The sequence below is a fragment of the Haemophilus sp. HN_Hi16 genome (genome assembly GCF_049823435.1).
Taxonomy (GTDB): Bacteria; Pseudomonadota; Gammaproteobacteria; order Enterobacterales; family Pasteurellaceae; genus Haemophilus; species Haemophilus influenzae_D.
This window is the reverse complement of sequence record NZ_CP187500.1, coordinates 802,637-823,246: the sequence shown is the minus strand read 5'-3', so window position 1 is coordinate 823,246 and position 20,610 is coordinate 802,637. Positions and strand designations below refer to the sequence as shown.

Annotated in this window: 8 protein-coding genes, 3 tRNA genes, 4 rRNA genes and 1 pseudogene; 5 read left to right on the top strand and 11 right to left on the bottom strand. The window is 41.1% G+C overall.

The annotated features are described in order from the left end of the window. Window positions 1-27 precede the first annotated feature (27 nt). The 8 genes from ACPT9C_RS04170 to birA all read right to left on the bottom strand — a co-directional run bounded on the left by ACPT9C_RS04170 (window position 28) and on the right by birA (window position 7,064). Window positions 28-104 (bottom strand) — tRNA-Asp (locus ACPT9C_RS04170). Between the two features lie 12 nt (window positions 105-116). Beyond that, window positions 117-232: ribosomal RNA gene (rrf, locus tag ACPT9C_RS04165) — 5S ribosomal RNA — on the bottom strand. 48 nt (window positions 233-280) lie between these two features. Beyond that, window positions 281-396 (bottom strand): 5S ribosomal RNA (gene rrf / locus ACPT9C_RS04160). Window positions 397-548: 152 nt separating this feature from the next. Continuing rightward, window positions 549-3,551, bottom strand: a 23S ribosomal RNA gene (locus ACPT9C_RS04155). Between the two features lie 404 nt (window positions 3,552-3,955). After that, window positions 3,956-4,031: transfer RNA gene (locus ACPT9C_RS04150), tRNA-Ala, on the bottom strand. A gap of 78 nt (window positions 4,032-4,109) precedes the next feature. Next, window positions 4,110-4,186: transfer RNA gene (locus ACPT9C_RS04145), tRNA-Ile, on the bottom strand. A gap of 79 nt (window positions 4,187-4,265) precedes the next feature. Beyond that, window positions 4,266-5,804: ribosomal RNA gene (locus ACPT9C_RS04140) — 16S ribosomal RNA — on the bottom strand. The 16S, 23S and 5S rRNA genes sit together here with 3 tRNA genes alongside, the layout of an rRNA operon. Before the next feature lie 354 nt (window positions 5,805-6,158). Beyond that, window positions 6,159-7,064: a bifunctional biotin--[acetyl-CoA-carboxylase] ligase/biotin operon repressor BirA gene (birA, locus tag ACPT9C_RS04135; protein ID WP_050948980.1), complete on the bottom strand. Its 906-nt coding sequence runs from the start codon at window positions 7,062-7,064 to the stop codon at window positions 6,159-6,161. 129 nt (window positions 7,065-7,193) lie between these two features. Between birA and guaB the strand changes: the two genes are divergently transcribed. From guaB to ACPT9C_RS04120, 3 genes are all read left to right on the top strand, one after another. Continuing rightward, complete coding sequence (guaB, locus tag ACPT9C_RS04130) at window positions 7,194-8,660, top strand: IMP dehydrogenase (protein ID WP_050948979.1); 1,467 nt, start codon at window positions 7,194-7,196, stop codon at window positions 8,658-8,660. 109 nt (window positions 8,661-8,769) lie between these two features. Further along, window positions 8,770-10,341 (top strand): glutamine-hydrolyzing GMP synthase, encoded by a 1,572-nt coding sequence (gene guaA / locus ACPT9C_RS04125; protein WP_050948978.1) that lies wholly within the window; start codon window positions 8,770-8,772, stop codon window positions 10,339-10,341. A 471-nt stretch (window positions 10,342-10,812) separates the two neighbouring features. After that, window positions 10,813-12,303, top strand: a complete 1,491-nt coding sequence (locus ACPT9C_RS04120) for a YadA-like family protein (protein ID WP_050948977.1) — start codon at window positions 10,813-10,815, stop codon at window positions 12,301-12,303. A 126-nt stretch (window positions 12,304-12,429) separates the two neighbouring features. On the opposite strand, the gene nhaA is transcribed toward ACPT9C_RS04120, so the two are convergent. Then, the gene (gene nhaA / locus ACPT9C_RS04115) at window positions 12,430-13,632 is read right to left on the bottom strand and encodes a Na+/H+ antiporter NhaA (protein WP_050948982.1); all 1,203 of its coding nucleotides are present in this window, start codon (window positions 13,630-13,632) and stop codon (window positions 12,430-12,432) included. A gap of 189 nt (window positions 13,633-13,821) precedes the next feature. Here nhaA and brnQ point away from each other — a divergent pair, with 189 nt between their 5' ends. Further along, complete coding sequence (gene brnQ, locus ACPT9C_RS04110) at window positions 13,822-15,132, top strand: branched-chain amino acid transport system II carrier protein (RefSeq protein WP_050948976.1); 1,311 nt, start codon at window positions 13,822-13,824, stop codon at window positions 15,130-15,132. A gap of 14 nt (window positions 15,133-15,146) precedes the next feature. Here the strand turns inward: brnQ and ACPT9C_RS04105 are convergent. After that, window positions 15,147-16,411, bottom strand: a pseudogene (locus ACPT9C_RS04105) (glutathionylspermidine synthase family protein). Window positions 16,412-16,630: 219 nt separating this feature from the next. Beyond that, window positions 16,631-18,046 (bottom strand): YadA-like family protein, encoded by a 1,416-nt coding sequence (locus ACPT9C_RS04100; protein ID WP_230304907.1) that lies wholly within the window; start codon window positions 18,044-18,046, stop codon window positions 16,631-16,633. Between the two features lie 172 nt (window positions 18,047-18,218). Between ACPT9C_RS04100 and rnr the strand changes: the two genes are divergently transcribed. Further along, window positions 18,219-20,567 carry a ribonuclease R gene (rnr, locus tag ACPT9C_RS04095; protein WP_050948975.1) on the top strand — a complete coding sequence of 783 codons (2,349 nt, stop codon included), beginning with the start codon at window positions 18,219-18,221 and terminating at the stop codon, window positions 20,565-20,567. Window positions 20,568-20,610: the final 43 nt, after the last annotated feature.

The following is a 20,610-nucleotide window of genomic DNA, read 5'->3' as shown; positions in this document are numbered from 1 at the left end:
TTGGTATCAATAAACTATGATATGAATTGGCGGAATGGACGGGACTCGAACCCGCGACCCCCTGCGTGACAGGCAGGTATTCTAACCAGCTGAACTACCACTCCGCTAAAAATGATGATTGGCAGTGCCTTACTCTCACATGGGGAAACCCCACACTACCATCAGCGTTACAACATTTCACTTCTGAGTTCGGTATGGTATCAGGTGGACCTATTGCACTATCTCTGCCAAAGATTCTTTATTTTTTTAATTTACTCAATGAATAAACTAAAAAAATAAAACCCGGCGGTGCCCTACTCTCACATGGGGAAACCCCACACTACCATCGGCATTACAGCGTTTCACTTCTGAGTTCGGTATGGTCTCAGGTGGTTCCACCGCACTATCGCCGCCGGGATAATTCTTTGATAACTTCTCTCTTTGTTTCTTCTCTTTTACGACTTCACTTTTTTCGTCTCTCTTCTTATCGGCAACAAGCTGAATAGTTAGTTTAGTTTAGTTAATTTCTCTTCTCTTTCGCTCTTTTCCCAAAAACACTTGAGCGTTGTATAGTTAAGCCTCTCGGGCAATTAGTATCTGTTAGCTCAATGACTCACATCACTTACACACCAGACCTATCTACGTCTTCGTCTTAAACAACCCTTACTGTCTTAAAGACAGGGAGAACTCATCTCTTGGCAAGTTTCGTGCTTAGATGCTTTCAGCACTTATCTCTTCCGCACTTAGCTACCCGGCAATGCGTCTGGCGACACAACCGGAACACCAGTGGTGCGTCCACTCCGGTCCTCTCGTACTAGGAGCAGCCCCAACCAATTCTCCTACGCCCACGGCAGATAGGGACCGAACTGTCTCACGACGTTCTAAACCCAGCTCGCGTACCACTTTAAATGGCGAACAGCCATACCCTTGGGACCTACTTCAGCCCCAGGATGTGATGAGCCGACATCGAGGTGCCAAACACCGCCGTCGATATGAACTCTTGGGCGGTATCAGCCTGTTATCCCCGGAGTACCTTTTATCCGTTGAGCGATGGCCCTTCCATTCAGAACCACCGGATCACTATGACCTACTTTCGTACCTGCTCGACTTGTCTGTCTCGCAGTTAAGCTTGCTTATACCATTGCACTAACCTCACGATGTCCGACCGTGATTAGCAAACCTTCGTGCTCCTCCGTTACGCTTTGGGAGGAGACCGCCCCAGTCAAACTACCCACCAGACACTGTCCGAGACCGCGTTCCGCAATCTTCGTTAGAACATCAAACGTTAAAGGGTGGTATTTCAAGGTCGCCTCCACAATGACTGGCGTCACTGCTTCAAAGGCTCCCACCTATCCTACACATCAAAATTCAATGTTCAGTGTCAAGCTATAGTAAAGGTTCACGGGGTCTTTCCGTCTAGCCGCGGGTACACCGCATCTTCACGGCGATTTCAATTTCACTGAGTCTCGGGTGGAGACAGCCTGGCCATCATTATGCCATTCGTGCAGGTCGGAACTTACCCGACAAGGAATTTCGCTACCTTAGGACCGTTATAGTTACGGCCGCCGTTTACTGGGGCTTCGATCAGGTGCTTCTCTTTCGATTACACCATCAATTAACCTTCCAGCACCGGGCAGGCATCACACCCTATACCTCCACTTTCGTGTTTGCAGAGTGCTGTGTTTTTAATAAACAGTTGCAGCCAGCTGGTATCTTCGACCGGTTCAACCTTCGAGAGTAAATCTCTACAATCTACGCCGGCGCACCTTCTCCCGAAGTTACGGTGCTATTTTGCCTAGTTCCTTCACCCGAGTTCTCTCAAGCGCCTGAGTATTCTCTACCTGACCACCTGTGTCGGTTTTCAGTACGGTTTAGTAAAGCCTGTCGCTTAGTGGCTTTTCCTGGAAGTGTGGTATCAGTTACTTCAGCTCCTTAGAGCCTCGTCATCATCTCTCAGTGTTTAATAGAAGTCCGGATTTGCCTAAACTTCCCACCTACCAACTTAAACGCACATATCCAACAGTGCGATAACCTAACCTACTCCGTCCCCACATCGCAGCTTTACCAAGTACAGGAATATTAACCTGTTTCCCATCGACTACGCTTTTCAGCCTCGCCTTAGGGGCCGACTCACCCTGCCCCGATTAACGTTGGACAGGAACCCTTGGTCTTCCGGCGAACGGGTTTTTCACCCGTTTTATCGTTACTTATGTCAGCATTCGCACTTGTGATACGTCCAGCCCACCTCTCGATGAACCTTCTTCCGCTTACACAACGCTCCCCTACCCAACAGAATAAATTCTGATGCCGCAGCTTCGGTGCTATATTTCAGCCCCGTTACATCTTCCGCGCAGGCCGACTCGACTAGTGAGCTATTACGCTTTCTTTAAATGATGGCTGCTTCTAAGCCAACATCCTAGCTGTCTAAGCCTTCCCACTTCGTTTCCCACTTAATATAGACTTGGGGACCTTAGCTGGCGGTCTGGGTTGTTTCCCTCTCCACGACGGACGTTAGCACCCGCCGTGTGTCTCCTGAGTATCACTCTTTGGTATTCGTAGTTTGCATCGGGTTGGTAAGCCGGGATGGCCCCCTAGCCGAAACAGTGCTCTACCCCCAAAGGTGTCACCTCAAGGCTCTACCTAAATAGATTTCGGGGAGAACCAGCTATCTCCCGGTTTGATTGGCCTTTCACCCCCAGCCACAAGTCATCCGCTAATTTTTCAACATTAGTCGGTTCGGTCCTCCAGTTAGTGTTACCCAACCTTCAACCTGCCCATGGCTAGATCACCGGGTTTCGGGTCTATACCTTGCAACTATTCGCCCAGTTAAGACTCGGTTTCCCTTCGGCTCCCCTATTCGGTTAACCTCGCTACAAAATATAAGTCGCTGACCCATTATACAAAAGGTACGCAGTCACCCCATCACTTAATCCCACTGCTTCTTTTGGGTGGTTTGACTCGCTTCGCTCCTCTTACCATTGTTTAAGTGCGGTTGCTTTTCATCACCTTCCAATCGGATTAAGTGATGGGGCTCCCACTGCTTGTACGTACAAGGTTTCAGGTTCTATTTCACTCCCCTCACCGGGGTTCTTTTCGCCTTTCCTTCACAGTACTGGTTCACTATCGGTCAATCAGGAGTATTTAGCCTTGGAGGATGGGCCCCCCTTCTTCAAACAGGATATCACGTGTCCCGCCCTACTTCTCGTTAGCTTAGTACCACAATATGGTTTTTAGATACGGGATTATCACCCTCTTTGATTGTGCTTCCCAACACATTCTCCTCACTATACTGCTATCACTTACTGGCTCTTTCGCTTTCGCTCGCCGCTACTGACGAAATCTCGGTTGATTTCTTTTCCTCGGGGTACTTAGATGTTTCAGTTCTCCCGGTTTGCCTCAACAAGCTATGAATTCACTTGTTGATAGTAGATTCTTCATCTACTGGGTTTCCCCATTCGGATATCTTGGATTAAACGCCTCTTATCGACTCATCCAAGCTTTTCGCAGATTAGCACGTCCTTCTTCGCCTCTGATTGCCAAGGCATCCACCTTGTACGCTTAGTCACTTAACTATACAACCTCAAATGTTTTCAATCACTTTACGTTTTCACTTCAAAGTGCGGTCAATTTGATGCGTATTTTCATTCAACTAAACACTTGATTGCTTTTGTTCAATCAAGATTTTTTTACAAAACAGGTTTGTTTTTAGAGTTTCCTTTTCAGTTCTCTCTTTCACTTTACTGTTTTGCCTACTCAGACTTTCTCTCGAAAATCTCTTGTTTTCAGCTTGTTTCCAATTTTTTAAAGAACAGTTGATAAAACTTTTCAGTTATCATCGTTAAATAAACTAAAACAAAATTAAATTTAAAATTAAACTTAAAACTAAGAATAAAATAGCCTAATATTTAAAATAGCTTAATCACTACCTTAATACTTTATTAATTTGTCTTTTTCTAATTTACTTAACAATGATAAGTGGTGGAGATAAGCGGGATCGAACCGCTGACCTCCTGCGTGCAAGGCAGGCGCTCTCCCAGCTGAGCTATATCCCCATTTCATCATAATTTAATAACTAATCATTTATGTCTTAGTTATTTACACTACACCTTTCGTTTCACTCACTCTCAGAGTGGTGGGTCTGAGTGGACTTGAACCACCGACCTCACCCTTATCAGGGGTGCGCTCTAACCACCTGAGCTACAGACCCAAGGGTAATGTTTTCTTCTGCTCATTTGTCTACAACTATCAGCCAATCTGTGTGAGCACTCGCTGTCTCTCGTCTTTGGTAAGGAGGTGATCCAACCGCAGGTTCCCCTACGGTTACCTTGTTACGACTTCACCCCAGTCATGAATCATACCGTGGTAAACGCCCTCCTAAAGGTTAAGCTATCTACTTCTGGTACAACCCACTCCCATGGTGTGACGGGCGGTGTGTACAAGGCCCGGGAACGTATTCACCGCGACATTCTGATTCGCGATTACTAGCGATTCCGACTTCATGGAGTCGAGTTGCAGACTCCAATCCGGACTTAGACGTACTTTATGAGATTCGCTCCACCTCGCAGCTTCGCTTCCCTCTGTATACGCCATTGTAGCACGTGTGTAGCCCTACTCGTAAGGGCCATGATGACTTGACGTCATCCCCACCTTCCTCCAGTTTATCACTGGCAGTCTCCTTTGAGTTCCCGACCGTATCGCTGGCAACAAAGGATAAGGGTTGCGCTCGTTGCGGGACTTAACCCAACATTTCACAACACGAGCTGACGACAGCCATGCAGCACCTGTCTCAACGTTCCCGAAGGCACTCCAATATCTCTATCGGATTCGTTGGATGTCAAGAGTAGGTAAGGTTCTTCGCGTTGCATCGAATTAAACCACATGCTCCACCGCTTGTGCGGGCCCCCGTCAATTCATTTGAGTTTTAACCTTGCGGCCGTACTCCCCAGGCGGTCGATTTATCACGTTAGCTACGGGCGCCAGAGTTAAACCCCAACCCCCAAATCGACAGCGTTTACAGCGTGGACTACCAGGGTATCTAATCCTGTTTGCTCCCCACGCTTTCGCACATGAGCGTCAGTACATTCCCAAGGGGCTGCCTTCGCCTTCGGTATTCCTCCACATCTCTACGCATTTCACCGCTACACGTGGAATTCTACCCCTCCCTAAAGTACTCTAGTTACCCAGTCTGAAATGCTATTCCCAGGTTAAGCCCGGGGCTTTCACACCTCACTTAAATAACCGCCTGCGTGCCCTTTACGCCCAGTTATTCCGATTAACGCTCGCACCCTCCGTATTACCGCGGCTGCTGGCACGGAGTTAGCCGGTGCTTCTTCTGTATTTAACGTCAATTTGATGTACTATTAACACATCAACCTTCCTCAATACCGAAAGAACTTTACAACCCGAAGGCCTTCTTCATTCACGCGGCATGGCTGCGTCAGGGTTCCCCCATTGCGCAATATTCCCCACTGCTGCCTCCCGTAGGAGTCTGGACCGTGTCTCAGTTCCAGTGTGGCTGGTCATCCTCTCAGACCAGCTAGAGATCGCAGGCTTGGTAGGCCTTTACCCCACCAACTACCTAATCCCACTTGGGCTCATCCTATGGCATGCGGCCTTACAGTCCCGCACTTTCATCTTCCGATTCTACGCGGTATTAGCGACAGTTTCCCGTCGTTATCCCCCTCCATAAGCCAGATTCCCAAGCATTACTCACCCGTCCGCCACTCGTCAGCAAGAAAGCAAGCTTCCTCCTGCTACCGTTCGACTTGCATGTGTTAAGCCTGCCGCCAGCGTTCAATCTGAGCCATGATCAAACTCTTCAATTCAAGTTCAATCGCTCAATATACTGCTTAGCTATAAATAAACACTACTTAAAAAAGTAATTATGAATTTTCAGTTAAGCACCTATTAAGACTTCAAAATTAAAAATAGTTTTAAAACAAGTCAATCAACAAGTGCCCACACAGATTGTCTGATATATTGTTAAAGAGCAAAAAAGAACGACGCACTTGGAAACTTAAAAAACTTCACAACAGTGCGTCGTTGTGTGCGGTGCATTATAGGGATTTTAAAAACCCTTGCAAGTACTTTTTGTAAAAATATTTAAAAAAATGATCTTTTGATGGAAATATAAACATTTCATTAAAAGTGCGGTTAGAATAGTCAAACTTTTATTGCTATTATTTCTTACGCAATGAAACTTCTCCACCATTAAACATCTGAATTTTATTACCACATAACACTTTTAAATAACCACGTTCATCTATGCCTTGTTCAATGCCTGAAATAACACCTTGTTCAGTCAGCACATTTACTTCATTATTTGAAAACGCATTATATGATTGCCATGCTTGCTGAAATTCCGCATTAATACCATTTTGCTCAAAGGTATTTAACCGTTTGTATAAATGTTGAATAAGTTTTGGTAACAAAATTTGGCGATCTGCATCAGGATCAATTTCAGATACTTCCGCATAAGGCTGACTAATTTCCGTTTGTTTTGGCAACAACACATTAATACCTACGCCAATCACTAAATTGAGCATACCATTTTTATGGTTAGCGATTTCAACCAAAATTCCGCCCAACTTTCTTCCATTAAACAAAATATCATTTGGCCATTTCACTTGCACCTTTAGCACTTCAGCAATCGCCAAACCAATAATTAAACTTAATCCCTCAATTGATTTTTTAGGATCAAATGTCCAATAAAAGCTAAACATAATTTGCCCGGCAAAAGGCGATAGCCATTGACGACCACGCCGACCACGCCCCACCGTTTGATATTCAGCCACGCAAAGATCCCCTTTTTTTAAGGAAGATATATTTTGTAGTATCCATTCATTTGTAGAGGAAATTATCGGCTGATAATAGATACCATAAGGAAAAAGTGCGGTTGAAATTTGCTGAGGATTTAATAAAGGAAGCATTGGCACTAAGCGATAATCTTGCCCATCAACAAGAATATCCAAACCGATTTCACGTAATTGTTGAATATCTGCCTCCAGATTTTTAGAAAACTTTTCCAATTCAGACCGCACTTTTGGCTGACAATCCGCTAAATATGTCAATAACGTAAAATTCATCATTCATTCCTTATGGCAAATAGTATGAAAATCATAGCATAAATCCTAAAATTTCGTTTTCAAAATAAAGTGAAATCTGTATAATCTCGTCGCAATATTTTTTAACTTCAACTTAGCGAGAATATTGCAATGTCATTACGCATTAAACAAGAAGCCCTTACTTTTGACGATGTTCTACTCGTCCCAGCACATTCAACAGTACTTCCAAATACAGCCAATCTTTCAACCAAACTCACTAAAGAAATTACTTTGAATATTCCTATGCTTTCAGCGGCAATGGATACCGTAACTGAAACCAAACTTGCAATCTCTTTAGCGCAAGAAGGTGGCATTGGCTTTATCCACAAAAATATGACCATTGAACGCCAAGCGGATCGTGTTCGTAAAGTGAAAAAATTCGAAAGTGGTATCGTTTCTGAACCTGTCACTGTTTCGCCAGATTTAACCCTTGCTGAATTAGCGGAATTAGTAAATAAAAACGGCTTCGCAGGCTACCCTGTTGTAGATGGCGAAAATAACTTAATCGGTATCATCACTGGGCGTGACACTCGTTTCGTAAAAGATTTACATCAAACCGTTTCGCAAGTAATGACAAAAAAAGACCGCTTAGTAACGGTAAAAGAAGGGGCAACTCGCGAAGAAATCTTAGCATTAATGCACCAACATCGTGTTGAAAAAGTATTGATGGTCAATGACAGCTTTAAACTGAAAGGAATGATTACCGTTAAAGACTTCCAAAAAGCAGAACAAAAACCAAATGCGTGTAAAGATGAATTTGGTCGTTTACGTGTTGGTGCTGCGGTTGGCGCAGGTGCTGGCAATGAAGAACGTATTGATGCATTAGTGAAAGCAGGCGTAGATGTACTGTTAATTGATTCTTCTCACGGTCACTCAGAAGGCGTATTACAACGCGTTCGTGAAACTCGAGCGAAATATCCAAACTTACCTATCGTTGCGGGTAACGTAGCAACGGCTGAAGGTGCAATCGCATTAGCAGATGCAGGAGCTAGTGCAGTGAAAGTAGGTATTGGTCCTGGTTCAATTTGCACCACACGTATCGTAACCGGTGTAGGCGTGCCACAAATCACAGCTATCGCAGATGCTGCTGCGGCATTAAAAGATCGTGGTATTCCAGTTATTGCTGACGGTGGTATCCGTTTCTCTGGTGATATTGCAAAAGCCATCGCTGCAGGCGCAAGCTGTGTAATGGTTGGCTCAATGCTTGCTGGTACTGAAGAAGCACCGGGCGAAATCGAACTTTACCAAGGTCGTGCATTTAAATCTTACCGTGGTATGGGTTCATTAGGTGCGATGGCGAAAGGCTCATCAGATCGTTATTTCCAATCGGATAACGCGGCAGATAAACTCGTACCAGAAGGTATCGAAGGCCGTATTCCATATAAAGGTTACTTAAAAGAAATCATCCACCAACAAATGGGTGGCTTACGTTCTTGCATGGGCTTAACGGGCTGTGCAACTATTGATGAACTACGCACCAAAGCGGAATTTGTTCGCATTAGTGGTGCAGGCATTAAAGAAAGCCACGTTCACGATGTTGCTATTACTAAAGAAGCACCGAACTATCGTATGGGGTAATCTTTAAGGTGGGCTTTAGCCTGCCTTTTGCTGTTTAAAGTGCGGTTGGTTTTTGCAAAGTTTTAGAGGAAATTAACCGTCCACACTATCAATAATAAGAGCATTATAAATGACAAACATCCACAATCACAAAATCCTGATCCTCGACTTCGGTTCACAATATACTCAACTGATTGCACGTCGTGTGCGTGAAATCGGTGTGTACTGCGAACTTTGGGCGTGGGATGTAACAGAAGAACAAATCCGTGAATTTAATCCAACGGGAATCATTCTTTCAGGCAGCCCTGAAAGCACAACTGAAGAAAACAGCCCGCGTGCGCCTGAATATGTGTTTAACGCAGGCGTGCCGGTGCTCGGCGTTTGCTATGGAATGCAAACGATGGCAATGCAACTTGGCGGTTTAACCGAAACGTCTGACCACCGAGAGTTCGGCTATGCTTCCGTTTCACTTGAAAATTCAACCGCACTTTTTGCAAATCTTAACGATAATTTGACCGCTTCTGAGCCAAAATTAGACGTTTGGATGAGCCATGGCGATAAAGTAACGCGTTTACCAGAAAACTTCAAAGTGACAGGCACGACTCCAACCTGCCCAATTGCGGCAATGTCTGATGAAAGCCGTCATTTCTACGGTGTGCAGTTCCACCCTGAAGTAACGCATACTAAAAAAGGCTTGGAATTATTAACCAACTTCGTAGTAAACATCTGTGGTTGCGAAACCAAATGGACAGCTGAAAACATTATCGAAGATGCCGTTGCTCGTATTAAAGAGCAAGTAGGCGATGATGAAGTGATTTTAGGCTTATCTGGTGGTGTGGACTCTTCTGTTGTTGCATTACTTTTACACCGTGCTATCGGCAAAAAATTACACTGCGTATTTGTGGATAATGGTTTGCTTCGCTTACACGAAGGCGACCAAGTAATGGAAATGTTTGGCGATAAATTCGGTTTAAACATCACTCGTGTTGATGCAGAAAGCCGCTTCCTAGGCGAACTTGCAGGGGTATCAGATCCTGAAGCGAAACGTAAAATTATCGGTAAAGTTTTCGTTGATGTGTTCGATGATGAATCGAAAAAACTCACTAATGTGAAATGGTTGGCACAAGGTACGATTTATCCTGATGTCATCGAATCTGCAGCAAGCAAAACAGGCAAAGCACATGTGATTAAATCACACCACAATGTAGGTGGCTTGCCAGACTATATGAAACTTGGCTTAGTGGAACCATTACGTGAATTGTTTAAAGATGAAGTACGTAAAATCGGTCTAGCATTAGGCTTACCAGCTGAAATGATCAACCGCCACCCATTCCCTGGTCCAGGTTTAGGCGTGCGTGTATTAGGCGAAGTGAAAAAAGAATACTGCGATTTATTACGCCGTGCCGATGCAATCTTTATCGAAGAATTACGCAACAGCGGTTGGTATGAAAAAACCAGCCAAGCCTTCAGCGTATTCTTACCAGTGAAATCTGTAGGTGTAATGGGCGATGGGCGTAAATACGATTGGGTTATCTCACTACGTGCGGTAGAAACCATCGATTTTATGACCGCACATTGGGCACATTTGCCTTATGATTTATTAGGCAAAGTGTCTAACCGTATCATCAACGAAGTGAATGGTATTTCCCGCGTCGTGTACGACATCAGCGGAAAACCACCAGCAACGATCGAATGGGAATAAATTCGCTTTTTAAATCTTGAACAAGACTAAAGGCACGTTTTCTTCACGTGCCTTTATTTATTAATTTTACCGAAAATCAGCATTTTGAATGTAATTTATTGTTAAAGAAAAAATTAGAAAGGAAAAATGTTCAGAAAAAGCTCAAAAAATGGTCGTATTTTAAATACATTAGGTGTAAACTGAAAAGCCTTTTAACTTCTTTATTAAGAGACTAAATTATGCTATTACAAACAAACTAATTTAAGATATTCCTATTTATCTTGTCTAATCTTTTCTTTCATTTATCCCTCCATCGTAACAGCTGCTCCAACAGTTCAAGATAACTCAGACAAATCTCAAGATTCTAATGGCTATTATTACTTCAACTGGGTACCAAATGAAAATTATGATCATAAAGCCGTATCGCGAACAATAAACAACAAAGAAAACTTTTATGGTGATAAAGCTTATGTAAATAGGGCTGGTGGCGGTATGGCAATCGGTATCAATTCACAAGTAACGCCAGAATATAATCCAATACTAGTAAATTCTACAGATCTAAAAACTAATTACACCGCTGAATTATCAATGGCGTTAGGTTATGCTGCCAAAGCGTTGAATTCTGACTCAATCGCAATCGGACAATTTACAGAAGTTTTAGGGCAAGATAGCGTTGCTATGGGATTTGGCGCTTATATTGGTAAACAAAAACAAACTACAGGCGAAAAACCAACATCTATTTACGAAAGTGACTTTAAATTAGAAAGCAACAAGACATATGCTGAACTTATCAAACCTGAAGCCAGCAATCGATTTAATTATTCAACAGTAATTGGTAGTAATGCAAAAGGCTTTGGTTATCATACCACCGCATATGGGGCAGGGGCTGAAGCATACGGCACACACAGTTTATCATTAGGTATAGCAAGCAGAGCAAAAGGGCATTTTTCATCTGCATTAGGTTCTCGAGCTTCAGCAAATAAAGAAGGTTCATTAGCATTAGGGCGAGATAGTGAAGCAGATAAAATGGATGGTGTAGCATTAGGCAGCTATGCCAAAACTGATGTTAATGAGGGCGTTGTAGGATATAACTCAATGGGTAATAAAACAGCGAATGATTTATTGGAAACCGATGAAGCTAAAAAGGCTTATCAAAATTTTACAGTGACAAGAGAAACCGTAGAAACTGCCGAAAAAGCAATGCTTTCAATACGTTCAGCCTATTATGAAATTGAAGATAAACGGGTTGAAAATGAAAAAGCACAACTTAGAGCTGTCGATAAATTCAATACAGTTAATAATTCGTTGAAAAAAACTAGCATTTCTGAAGAAGAAAAAACAGAACTGACTTCTCAAAAAAATGAAATTATCAATACATATAAACAACTTCGTAATGAACGTAAGGAATTAGATAAACAATCACAAAATTTAGCCAATACTTATACTGAAGAATCTAATTCTTGGGAAAAGGCTAGAAATGACTTAATGAAAGCACGAGAAACCATTGGCAAAGAGGCAGGGTCTTGGATTTCAACCGCTTCAGCAGTTTCTGTAGGGAATGCAGAAAAAGGCATTACTCGCCAGTTAAACAACCTTGCTGCAGGGACAAAAGACACCGATGCAGTAAACGTGGCTCAATTAAAAGCAATAGAAGCTAAAGTAGCATCAGGAGGAGTGGAGAGTGCTCGTCAATTTGAAAAAGTCGATAATCAGTTCCGTCAATTAGATAAACGCTTGAATAAAATGACAGCCGAATATCGTAGTGGTATTGCAGGCAGTAATGCAATGGCAGGAGTGCCAACCGTACAAGCTGCAGGCGAGTCAATTTTTGGTTTGGGAGTGGGTTCATTTAAAGGGGAAAGTGCAGTGGCTGCAGGCTACTCTACTGCCTTGAAAAAAGGGAAAGTAGTGGTGAAATTCAATGCTTCCATCAATTCTCGAGGCGATATTGGTACATCAGGTGGCGTGGGCTGGAAGTGGTAATCACGAACAAATAACGGCACACATTTCTTGTGTGCTAATTAATTGTGAGAGGTTTATTCAATACTTGCACTGCAATAGAAACAATTCTCTTTGCAGTGCAATTTTTTTCGCAAATTTTATGAAGAATTAATTTATTTTGGTTGTTTGTTTTAAGAATAAATAACCAAGTATTGCCGAAACCGTTGATCCAAGTAGAATACCTAAACGAGAAAGGGTATTGACACTTTCTCCCGCATTAGCATCAAAAGCAAGGCTTGCTAAGAACATTGACATCGTAAAACCGATTCCACATAAAACCGCAACGGCAAAAATTTGTTTAAAATTAATTCCATCTGGTAATTTAGCTAATCCCAATTTAACAGAAATATAACTAAATCCGAAAACACCGATAGGTTTACCAATAATTAAACCGCTTGCTATAGCCAATAATAATGGCGATGAAATCATATTCACATCTATTCCTGCAAAACTCACACCAGCATTGGCAAATGCAAAGAGCGGTAAAATAACGAAAGATGACCAAGAGGCTAAAATATGCTCGAAATCATCTAATGGGCGTTCTCCTTTTTTACCTTTCAATGGAATGCTAAAACCAATAATAACGCCAGCTAAAGTAGCATGCACACCAGATTTTAATACAGAAGCCCATAAAATTGCACCTACAACCATATAAGCGCAAAGTGCGGAAACTTTGAAACGATTTAGTAATATCAGCGCAATAATTGCCACGGCAGAAAAAATTAGTGCTTGTACACTCAATCCGTGCGAGAAAAATAATGCAATAACAACTATCGCACCGAGGTCATCAATAATAGCAAGGGCAAGTAAAAATATTTTCAGAGGAAGTGGCACTTGTTTACTCAATAACGCCATAATTCCTAGCACAAAAGCAATGTCTGTTGCCATTGGAATTGCCCAGCCATTAGCTAAACTTGGATCTTGTTTAGCGATAAACCAATAAACTACAGCCGGTATAACCATTCCGCCAATAGCTGCAATAGCAGGGAAAATAGCTTGTTGATAGGTAGAAAGTGCGCCTTCAAATAATTCTTTTTTGACTTCCATTCCCACTAATACAAAAAATACTGCCATAAAACCATCGTTAATCCAGTGAATTAAGGTTTTATTAATTGAAAAACTACCAATTTGTAAACTTACAGGCAAATTTAAAAAATCATTATATTGGTTGCTTAACGGCGAATTAGCCAGCAACATCGCAACAACAGCTGAAAAAAGCAATAATATACCACCAGCAGATTCTAATTTAAAAAAACGTTGGATCAGTTTTATCACATAAACCCCTTTAAAAATAAATAGCAAAAAATTCACAAAGGAAGCCATCCTAGCATATTTTCGAAGTTAAAGGAAAAAGTGCGGTAGATTTTGTCGGGATTTTTAGCGAATTGTCGATAAAATGCCATATATTGTGACAAAATTCACATTTTTAATTTTACGCAATAGGGATTTTATCTACTTTGTAGTAGAATGCAGTCCTTTTATTTTTAGAATTAAAAAACTATGTTTTCACGTAAAGATATTATTATTTTAGGAATGATGATCTTCGCCTTATTTTTAGGTGCGGGTAATATCATTTTTCCGCCTATGGAGGGACTTTCCGCAGGACAACATTGGGAGAGTGCTTCCTTAGGCTTTGTTTTAACTGGCGTTTTAATGCCATTTATTACGCTTGTTGTGGTCGCGATTTTAGGTCGTGGCGAAGAACTTACTAAAGATTTACCAAAATGGGCTGGCACAGGTTTCCTTGTTATACTTTATTTAACCATTGGCTCTACCTTTGCAATGCCCCGCATCACTAATGTTGCTTATGAAATGGCGTGGTTACCTTTAGGCTTAGCAGAAGATAATGCGAATGTTCGTTTTGTATTCTCACTAATTTTTAACTTAATCGCTATGGGCTTTATGATTAGCCCAAATACGATCATTTCAAGCGTGGGGAAATTTATGACACCCGCTTTATTAGTGTTACTTATTGCTGTGGCAATTACCGTATTTATTTCGCCTTTATCTGAAATTCAAGCACCAAGTAATGCTTATGAAAATAGCCATTCTTTATTAATCGGTTTAACTAGCGGCTATCAAACCATGGACGTACTCGCAGCCATCGCTTTCGGTGGAATTGTCGCCCGAGCATTATCAGCGAAAAATGTGACAAAAACCAAAGATATTGTGAAATACACCATTTCAGCAGGATTTGTTTCTGTCATTTTACTCGCCGGTTTATATTTTTCTCTTTTCTATCTAGGTGCAACCAGTGCTGCAGTTGCAGAAGGGACAACGAATGGTGGACAAATTTTTTCTCGCTATGTAAATGTATTATTTGGACAGGCTGGCATTTGGATTATGGCAGGTATTATTGTGTTAGCGAGCTTAACAACACTTGTTGGTGTAACTAGCGCATCTGCTGATTATTTTGCAAAATTTTCCTCTCGCTTTTCCTATCCATTTTGGATCGCCCTTTTTACCACGATAACAATCACAGTTTCACAATATGGATTGACTGATTTACTTCGCATTACGATCCCTGCTTTGTTATTAATTTATCCGGTAGCCATTGTGCTTGTTTTATTGCAATTCTTACGCAAAAACCTTCCATCAATAAAATTTACATACAATAGCACATTAATCGTAACTGTTTGTTTTAGTTTATGTGACAGCTTAAATAACGTTAAAATGTTACCAGAAAGCATCAATTCATTATTGAAACACTTCCCTCTTTCATCTGAAGGAATGGCTTGGTTGGTTCCGACTTTAGCAATGTTAGTTGCAAGCATTTTTATTGGAAAAGCACTGCGTAAAACCCATTCTTAATATCACAAAGTGTTTTATTTATCTTTCAACACTCTCAAGGGTTGCATATCACTATTGCCTACAATCACTCGACTCGAATCAGAACGTAGGCAAGTGCCACCATAATGTCCTCCAACAGTAAAAGTACAAACTTGCAAATATTGATCTTCCACTTGTGGTAAACACCAAAGTTGTTGATAAATGTTTTCTTGTTTGCCAAATTTACCCTCTGTGACACCTAAAGTGGCATTATTTTCGCCAATAAGTTTAACATTATCTCCCCGACGACCTGCAATTGGTTTTTGCGCATAGCCATTTTGAATTAAATTTGGCGTGAGATGAAAACTTGCCTCTAACAAATAACGATGATTAGGGAATAAAGACCAAAGCACAGGCAAAAATCGCCTTATTACTTGGAATTGCCGTCCAAAGTGGTTCATAAACCAACACTTCTGGACGAAGTAGTACATCAATTAACCGCACTTTATCTTCAGGATAACCTGTGCGAATAGGCGGAGCCACTTCCATTCCTGTTGTATCTTCACGAAGCTGTTCCAACATTGTTTCCCACGCCCAAGTTTTCCAAACAGTTTGAACTTGATTATTTTCATCATCAATTAATTGACCTCGATTATCCCAATGCAATCCTCCTGTGCCGTGAATAATTTTAGCTTGAAAACCTGCTTGCACTAATGCTTGTTGCATAAACATCGCGTGATAATCTTCTTCATCATCGTGATCTTGTAAAATATGAACTAATTTTGAAGCTTGGCTATGTTGCCAACAATCCGCTAACGCATTACGCAAGCCATCGGACGGATTTTCCCCCAATACGCCACCAGCTTGTTTTGCCCAACGATTCATAATATCGCCTGCTTCAGCATGGCAAGAGGCTGAATCTGTATTATATTCATAAACTTTCAAACCTCGTTCACTCATACAAAAATCTAAACGACCAATAATCGTTTGATAACGGCGATTTTGCCAAGAAAGTCGTAAACGAGGCATCATTTACTACTTGGCGTAAAAAACGTAAAGAAAAGATCTCGTACGCCATACCAACATCGGCAAATACAACACCGTGATTGAGATATAAATAACGACGCGCAAATTCCACACACTGCCATTTATAGCCCATATATTCTCGCCCTAGATAACTCCGAAATGCCGCATCATTCGGGAACTCTTTATCATCTGCAGTATTGTAATCTGAAGAATAAATTGCCACTCCACCAGGCGCATATCCAAGTAAGCTACCAAAAGGATCGTGGGTAATAATATTGGCTGAACGTTCTGACATAGTATCTTCCGAGTAAAAAATAAATGTAAATAGTATAGATCCTTTATTTTTATTACGGAAATGAATAAAAAATTTACTGCGATTTTTATACTTAAAATATTTTTAACGACAATTATAATCTCCTTTTTACTCCTTGATAAAAGCACTACAGTTAGTAAAATTTAAATATATCTAATAAAAAAGGGCGTATATCACGCCCTTAATCACTTAGTTTCAAGATTATTTCCTTAATGCTTTTTTCAATTCAGCCAGTTCTTTTTGCATTGCTGATACTTCTTGTCTCAATTGCAAAACTTCCGCAGAATTGACCGCACTTTGTGTTGAAACTGCAGGTTTTGATTTGTTACCGAATTTCCAAGAAACACCTGCTCCAAAGGTTTTTTCCGAACCAGAAAAACTCCCTGCTACATTAAGCAACACATTTTCAGCGAGCTTAAACACCGCACCCATTGCCATAGCCTGCGCATTTTTATAACTTCCAACACCCAAAGACAACGCAAATTTATCATCTTCGCCTAATTGTGCAGGTTTTAATGAAGCCAACGCCGCCGCACTTGCACCAACGCGATTAATACGTAAATCTGTTCGATTTAAACAGGTATCAACTTGTGTAAATTGATTATTCACTTGACCAATTTTAGCTTCTACTGCATTTAATTGACGGACATTTACTGCATCATAATCTTCTGTGCCATCGGCGACATTGACGATTTTCCGTTTCAATGTATCAGAACCCACTGATACGGTATTTTCTTCATTCGCCACAGACTCTGCACCTAAAGCAACAGAACCATAAGCATTTGCCCGAGTTTCATAACCTAATGCCAAACTTTCTTCTGCCAAAGCCCTACTGTGACTGCCAAAAGTAGCACTGCAGTAGCCCGTTGATTGGCTGCTGTCGCCTACTGCTAGACTTTCAATAGCTGTGGCTGTAGAAAACGCCCCAAATGAACTGGCAAAAAGATTGTGTGAAGAAGATTTAAATCCTAATGCCATCGCACCGTAAGTTTGACCATATTTATCAATTAAATTCTTCTCACTATCGTGAGCCATGTCAATTTTTGTCATAGTTCCACTTACATTAACATCAATATTTTTGCCGATTTTATTGTTATTTTTACCTTTTTCTAATTTTTCCACCAAGCTATGTACACCAAAAGCTATCGAATAGTCTCCATCTTTACTTGTAGATAAAGAACCAATTGCAATAGACCTATACGCGAAAGCTTCAGCATAATGACCAACTGCAACACCTCCCTTTTCTGAATTAGAATTTATACCAATAGCAGTACTAAATTTTCCTTTTTGACCATCTGATCCAGATTTAGCCCCATAGCCTATAGCTAAAGAACCTATGCTTTTTACGTGAGTATCTCCACCGATAGCAACTGCTCCAATGGATGGTTTAGCTCCACTTTCTGTAGAATTAGTTACTTTACTACCATCTCCAATGGCAACATTATATCCACCATCGCCCGGCACCGTACCATAAGTAGCGATCCATTTTAGATCTTGTGAAAAAGACTGAACAGAATAAAAAGATGTGGAAATAAGTAGAGTGATTAAAGAAAGGCGGGTTAGACTATTTTGCTTTTGCTTGCTTAATGATTGCCATAATATTGTTCCTTTTGTCAAATAAATAATAATTAAGGGTTTGAAACTTTAACAAAAAATAAAAAAGAAAAATAGGTGTTTATTTGCACATTGAAAAAGTTCATTGGTTTTACTGATAAATAAACCTCCCCCATCTTGCATTATCCCCCTTACAGTGTCAAACTCTCCGCACTTTTTAAAACTGTAAAAAATAATGACAAAAAAACGTAAAAACTTAATCAACCAAGATCCTCATTACAAACGAGAATTGGAAAAATACGGCAATCCAATCCCGAGCCGTGAATTTATTTTAAGCGTTATTCGAGGCAATAATGCACCGATGAATCGGGATGAAATTTTGACCGCACTTTCCATTCGAAATGAAGATCAAATAGAGGCGATGCGTCGCCGATTACGCGCGATGGAAAATGATGGGCAATTAGTGTTCACCAAACGTAAACGCTATGCCTTACCAGAAAAATTAGATTTATTTAAAGGCACGGTAATTGGTCATCGCGAGGGTTTTGGTTTTTTACAGGTCGATGGCAAAAAGGATGATTTATTCATTCCAAACCATCAAATGCAAAGAGTCATGCATGGAGATTTTGTCTTAGCGCAACCTGCTGGATTAGATCGTCGTGGTCGCCGTGAAGTGCGAATTGTGCGCGTATTAGAAAGCCGTAAAAAACAAATTGTGGGTCGCTTTTTCTTAGAAAACGGTTTCAGCTATGTGGTGCCTGATGACAGCAGAATTGGTCGTGATATTCTCGTGCCAAATGAACATCGTAATGGCGCACGAATGGGGCAAGTTGTGGTTGTCGAATTGCAAGAACGCTCTGCTAGTTTTAACCAGCCAATTGGCGTAATTACTGAAATCCTAGGCGATAATATGGCGAAAGGAATGGAAGTGGAAATCGCCTTGCGTAACCACGATATTCCCCATAAGTTTCCAAGTGCGGTGGAAAAATACGTAAAAAAATTCACTGAAGAAGTCCCAGAAGAAGCCAAAAAAGGTCGTGTGGATTTACGTCATTTACCGCTTGTTACCATTGATGGCGAAGATGCGCGGGATTTTGATGATGCTGTTTATTGTGAAAAACATGGCAAAGGCTGGAAACTTTGGGTAGCGATTGCGGATGTCAGTTATTACGTACGTTTACGTTCCGCTTTGGATGTAGAAGCGCATAATCGTGGTAACTCGGTCTATTTTCCAAACCGAGTTGTACCCATGCTACCTGAAATTTTATCAAACGGTTTATGCTCTCTTAACCCTCAAGTGGATCGTTTGTGTATGGTGTGTGAGATGCAAATTTCAGCCAAAGGTAAGCTCACAGATTATCGCTTTTATGAAGCGGTGATGAATTCTCACGCCCGCCTCACTTATACCAAAGTAGCCAAAATGCTTGAAGGCGATGAAGAATTACGCACTCGTTATCAAGGACTTATTCCACATTTAGAAGAATTGCATCATCTCTATAAAGCATTACTCAATGCCCGAAAACAACGTGGTGCGATCGATTTTGAAACCATTGAAACTAAGTTTATTTTTAATGCAATGGGGAGAATTGAGCGTATTGAACCCGTTGTTCGTAACGATGCCCACAAAATCATTGAGGAATGTATGATTCTTGCGAATATCGCAGCAGCCAATTTTATGGAAAAACATAAAGAGCCAGCGTTATATCGTATTCATTCCATCCCGAGCGAAGAAAAATTAACATCTTTCCGCACTTTCTTAAGTGAGTTTGGTTTAACTTTAGAAGGCGGATTAAAACCAACCACAAAAGACTATGCGGCTCTCTTAGAAAAAGTTAAAGAACGACCAGATCACGAACTTATTCAAACAATGTTGCTCCGCTCTTTAAGCCAAGCTGTCTATCATGCTGACAATATTGGACACTTTGGTTTGGCTTTGGAAGAGTATGCACACTTTACTTCGCCAATTCGCCGTTATCCAGACTTAACACTTCATCGAGGCATCAAATATTTACTCGCTAAAGAACAAGGCGCAAAACGTAAAACAACGGATACTGGCGGTTATCATTACTCTTTTGATGAAATGGATTTACTTGGCAATCATTGTTCAATGACGGAACGCCGTGCTGACGACGCCACTCGTGAAGTGGCAGATTGGCTAAAATGTGAATATATGCAAGATCATATTGGCGAAGAATTTAGCGGTGTTATTTCATCTGTGACGGGATTTGGTTTATTTATACGCTTAGATGATTTATTCATCGATGGTTTAGTCCATATTTCGACTTTAGAAAACGATTATTACCAATTCGATGCAACAAAACAGCGTTTAATTGGCGAAAATAGCGGAATGCAATATCGCTTAGGCGATAAAGTTCGCATCAAAGTTGAAGCGGTACATTTAGAAAATAAAATGGTCGATTTCTCGCTGATGGGGAGTGAACGTAAGCCTCGTCGTGCTGGAAAAACCGCGAAAGAAAAAGCCAAGAAAGTCTTTAAAGAACTACCGTCTAAAACATCCCAGAAACGAAAAAGTGCGGTAAAAAAGAAAGAAGTTTCTAAGAAAACATCTAGAAAACGAAAATAATTCACTTCCTATTTTAAGAATGAATTAAAAATTCAAATAAAAA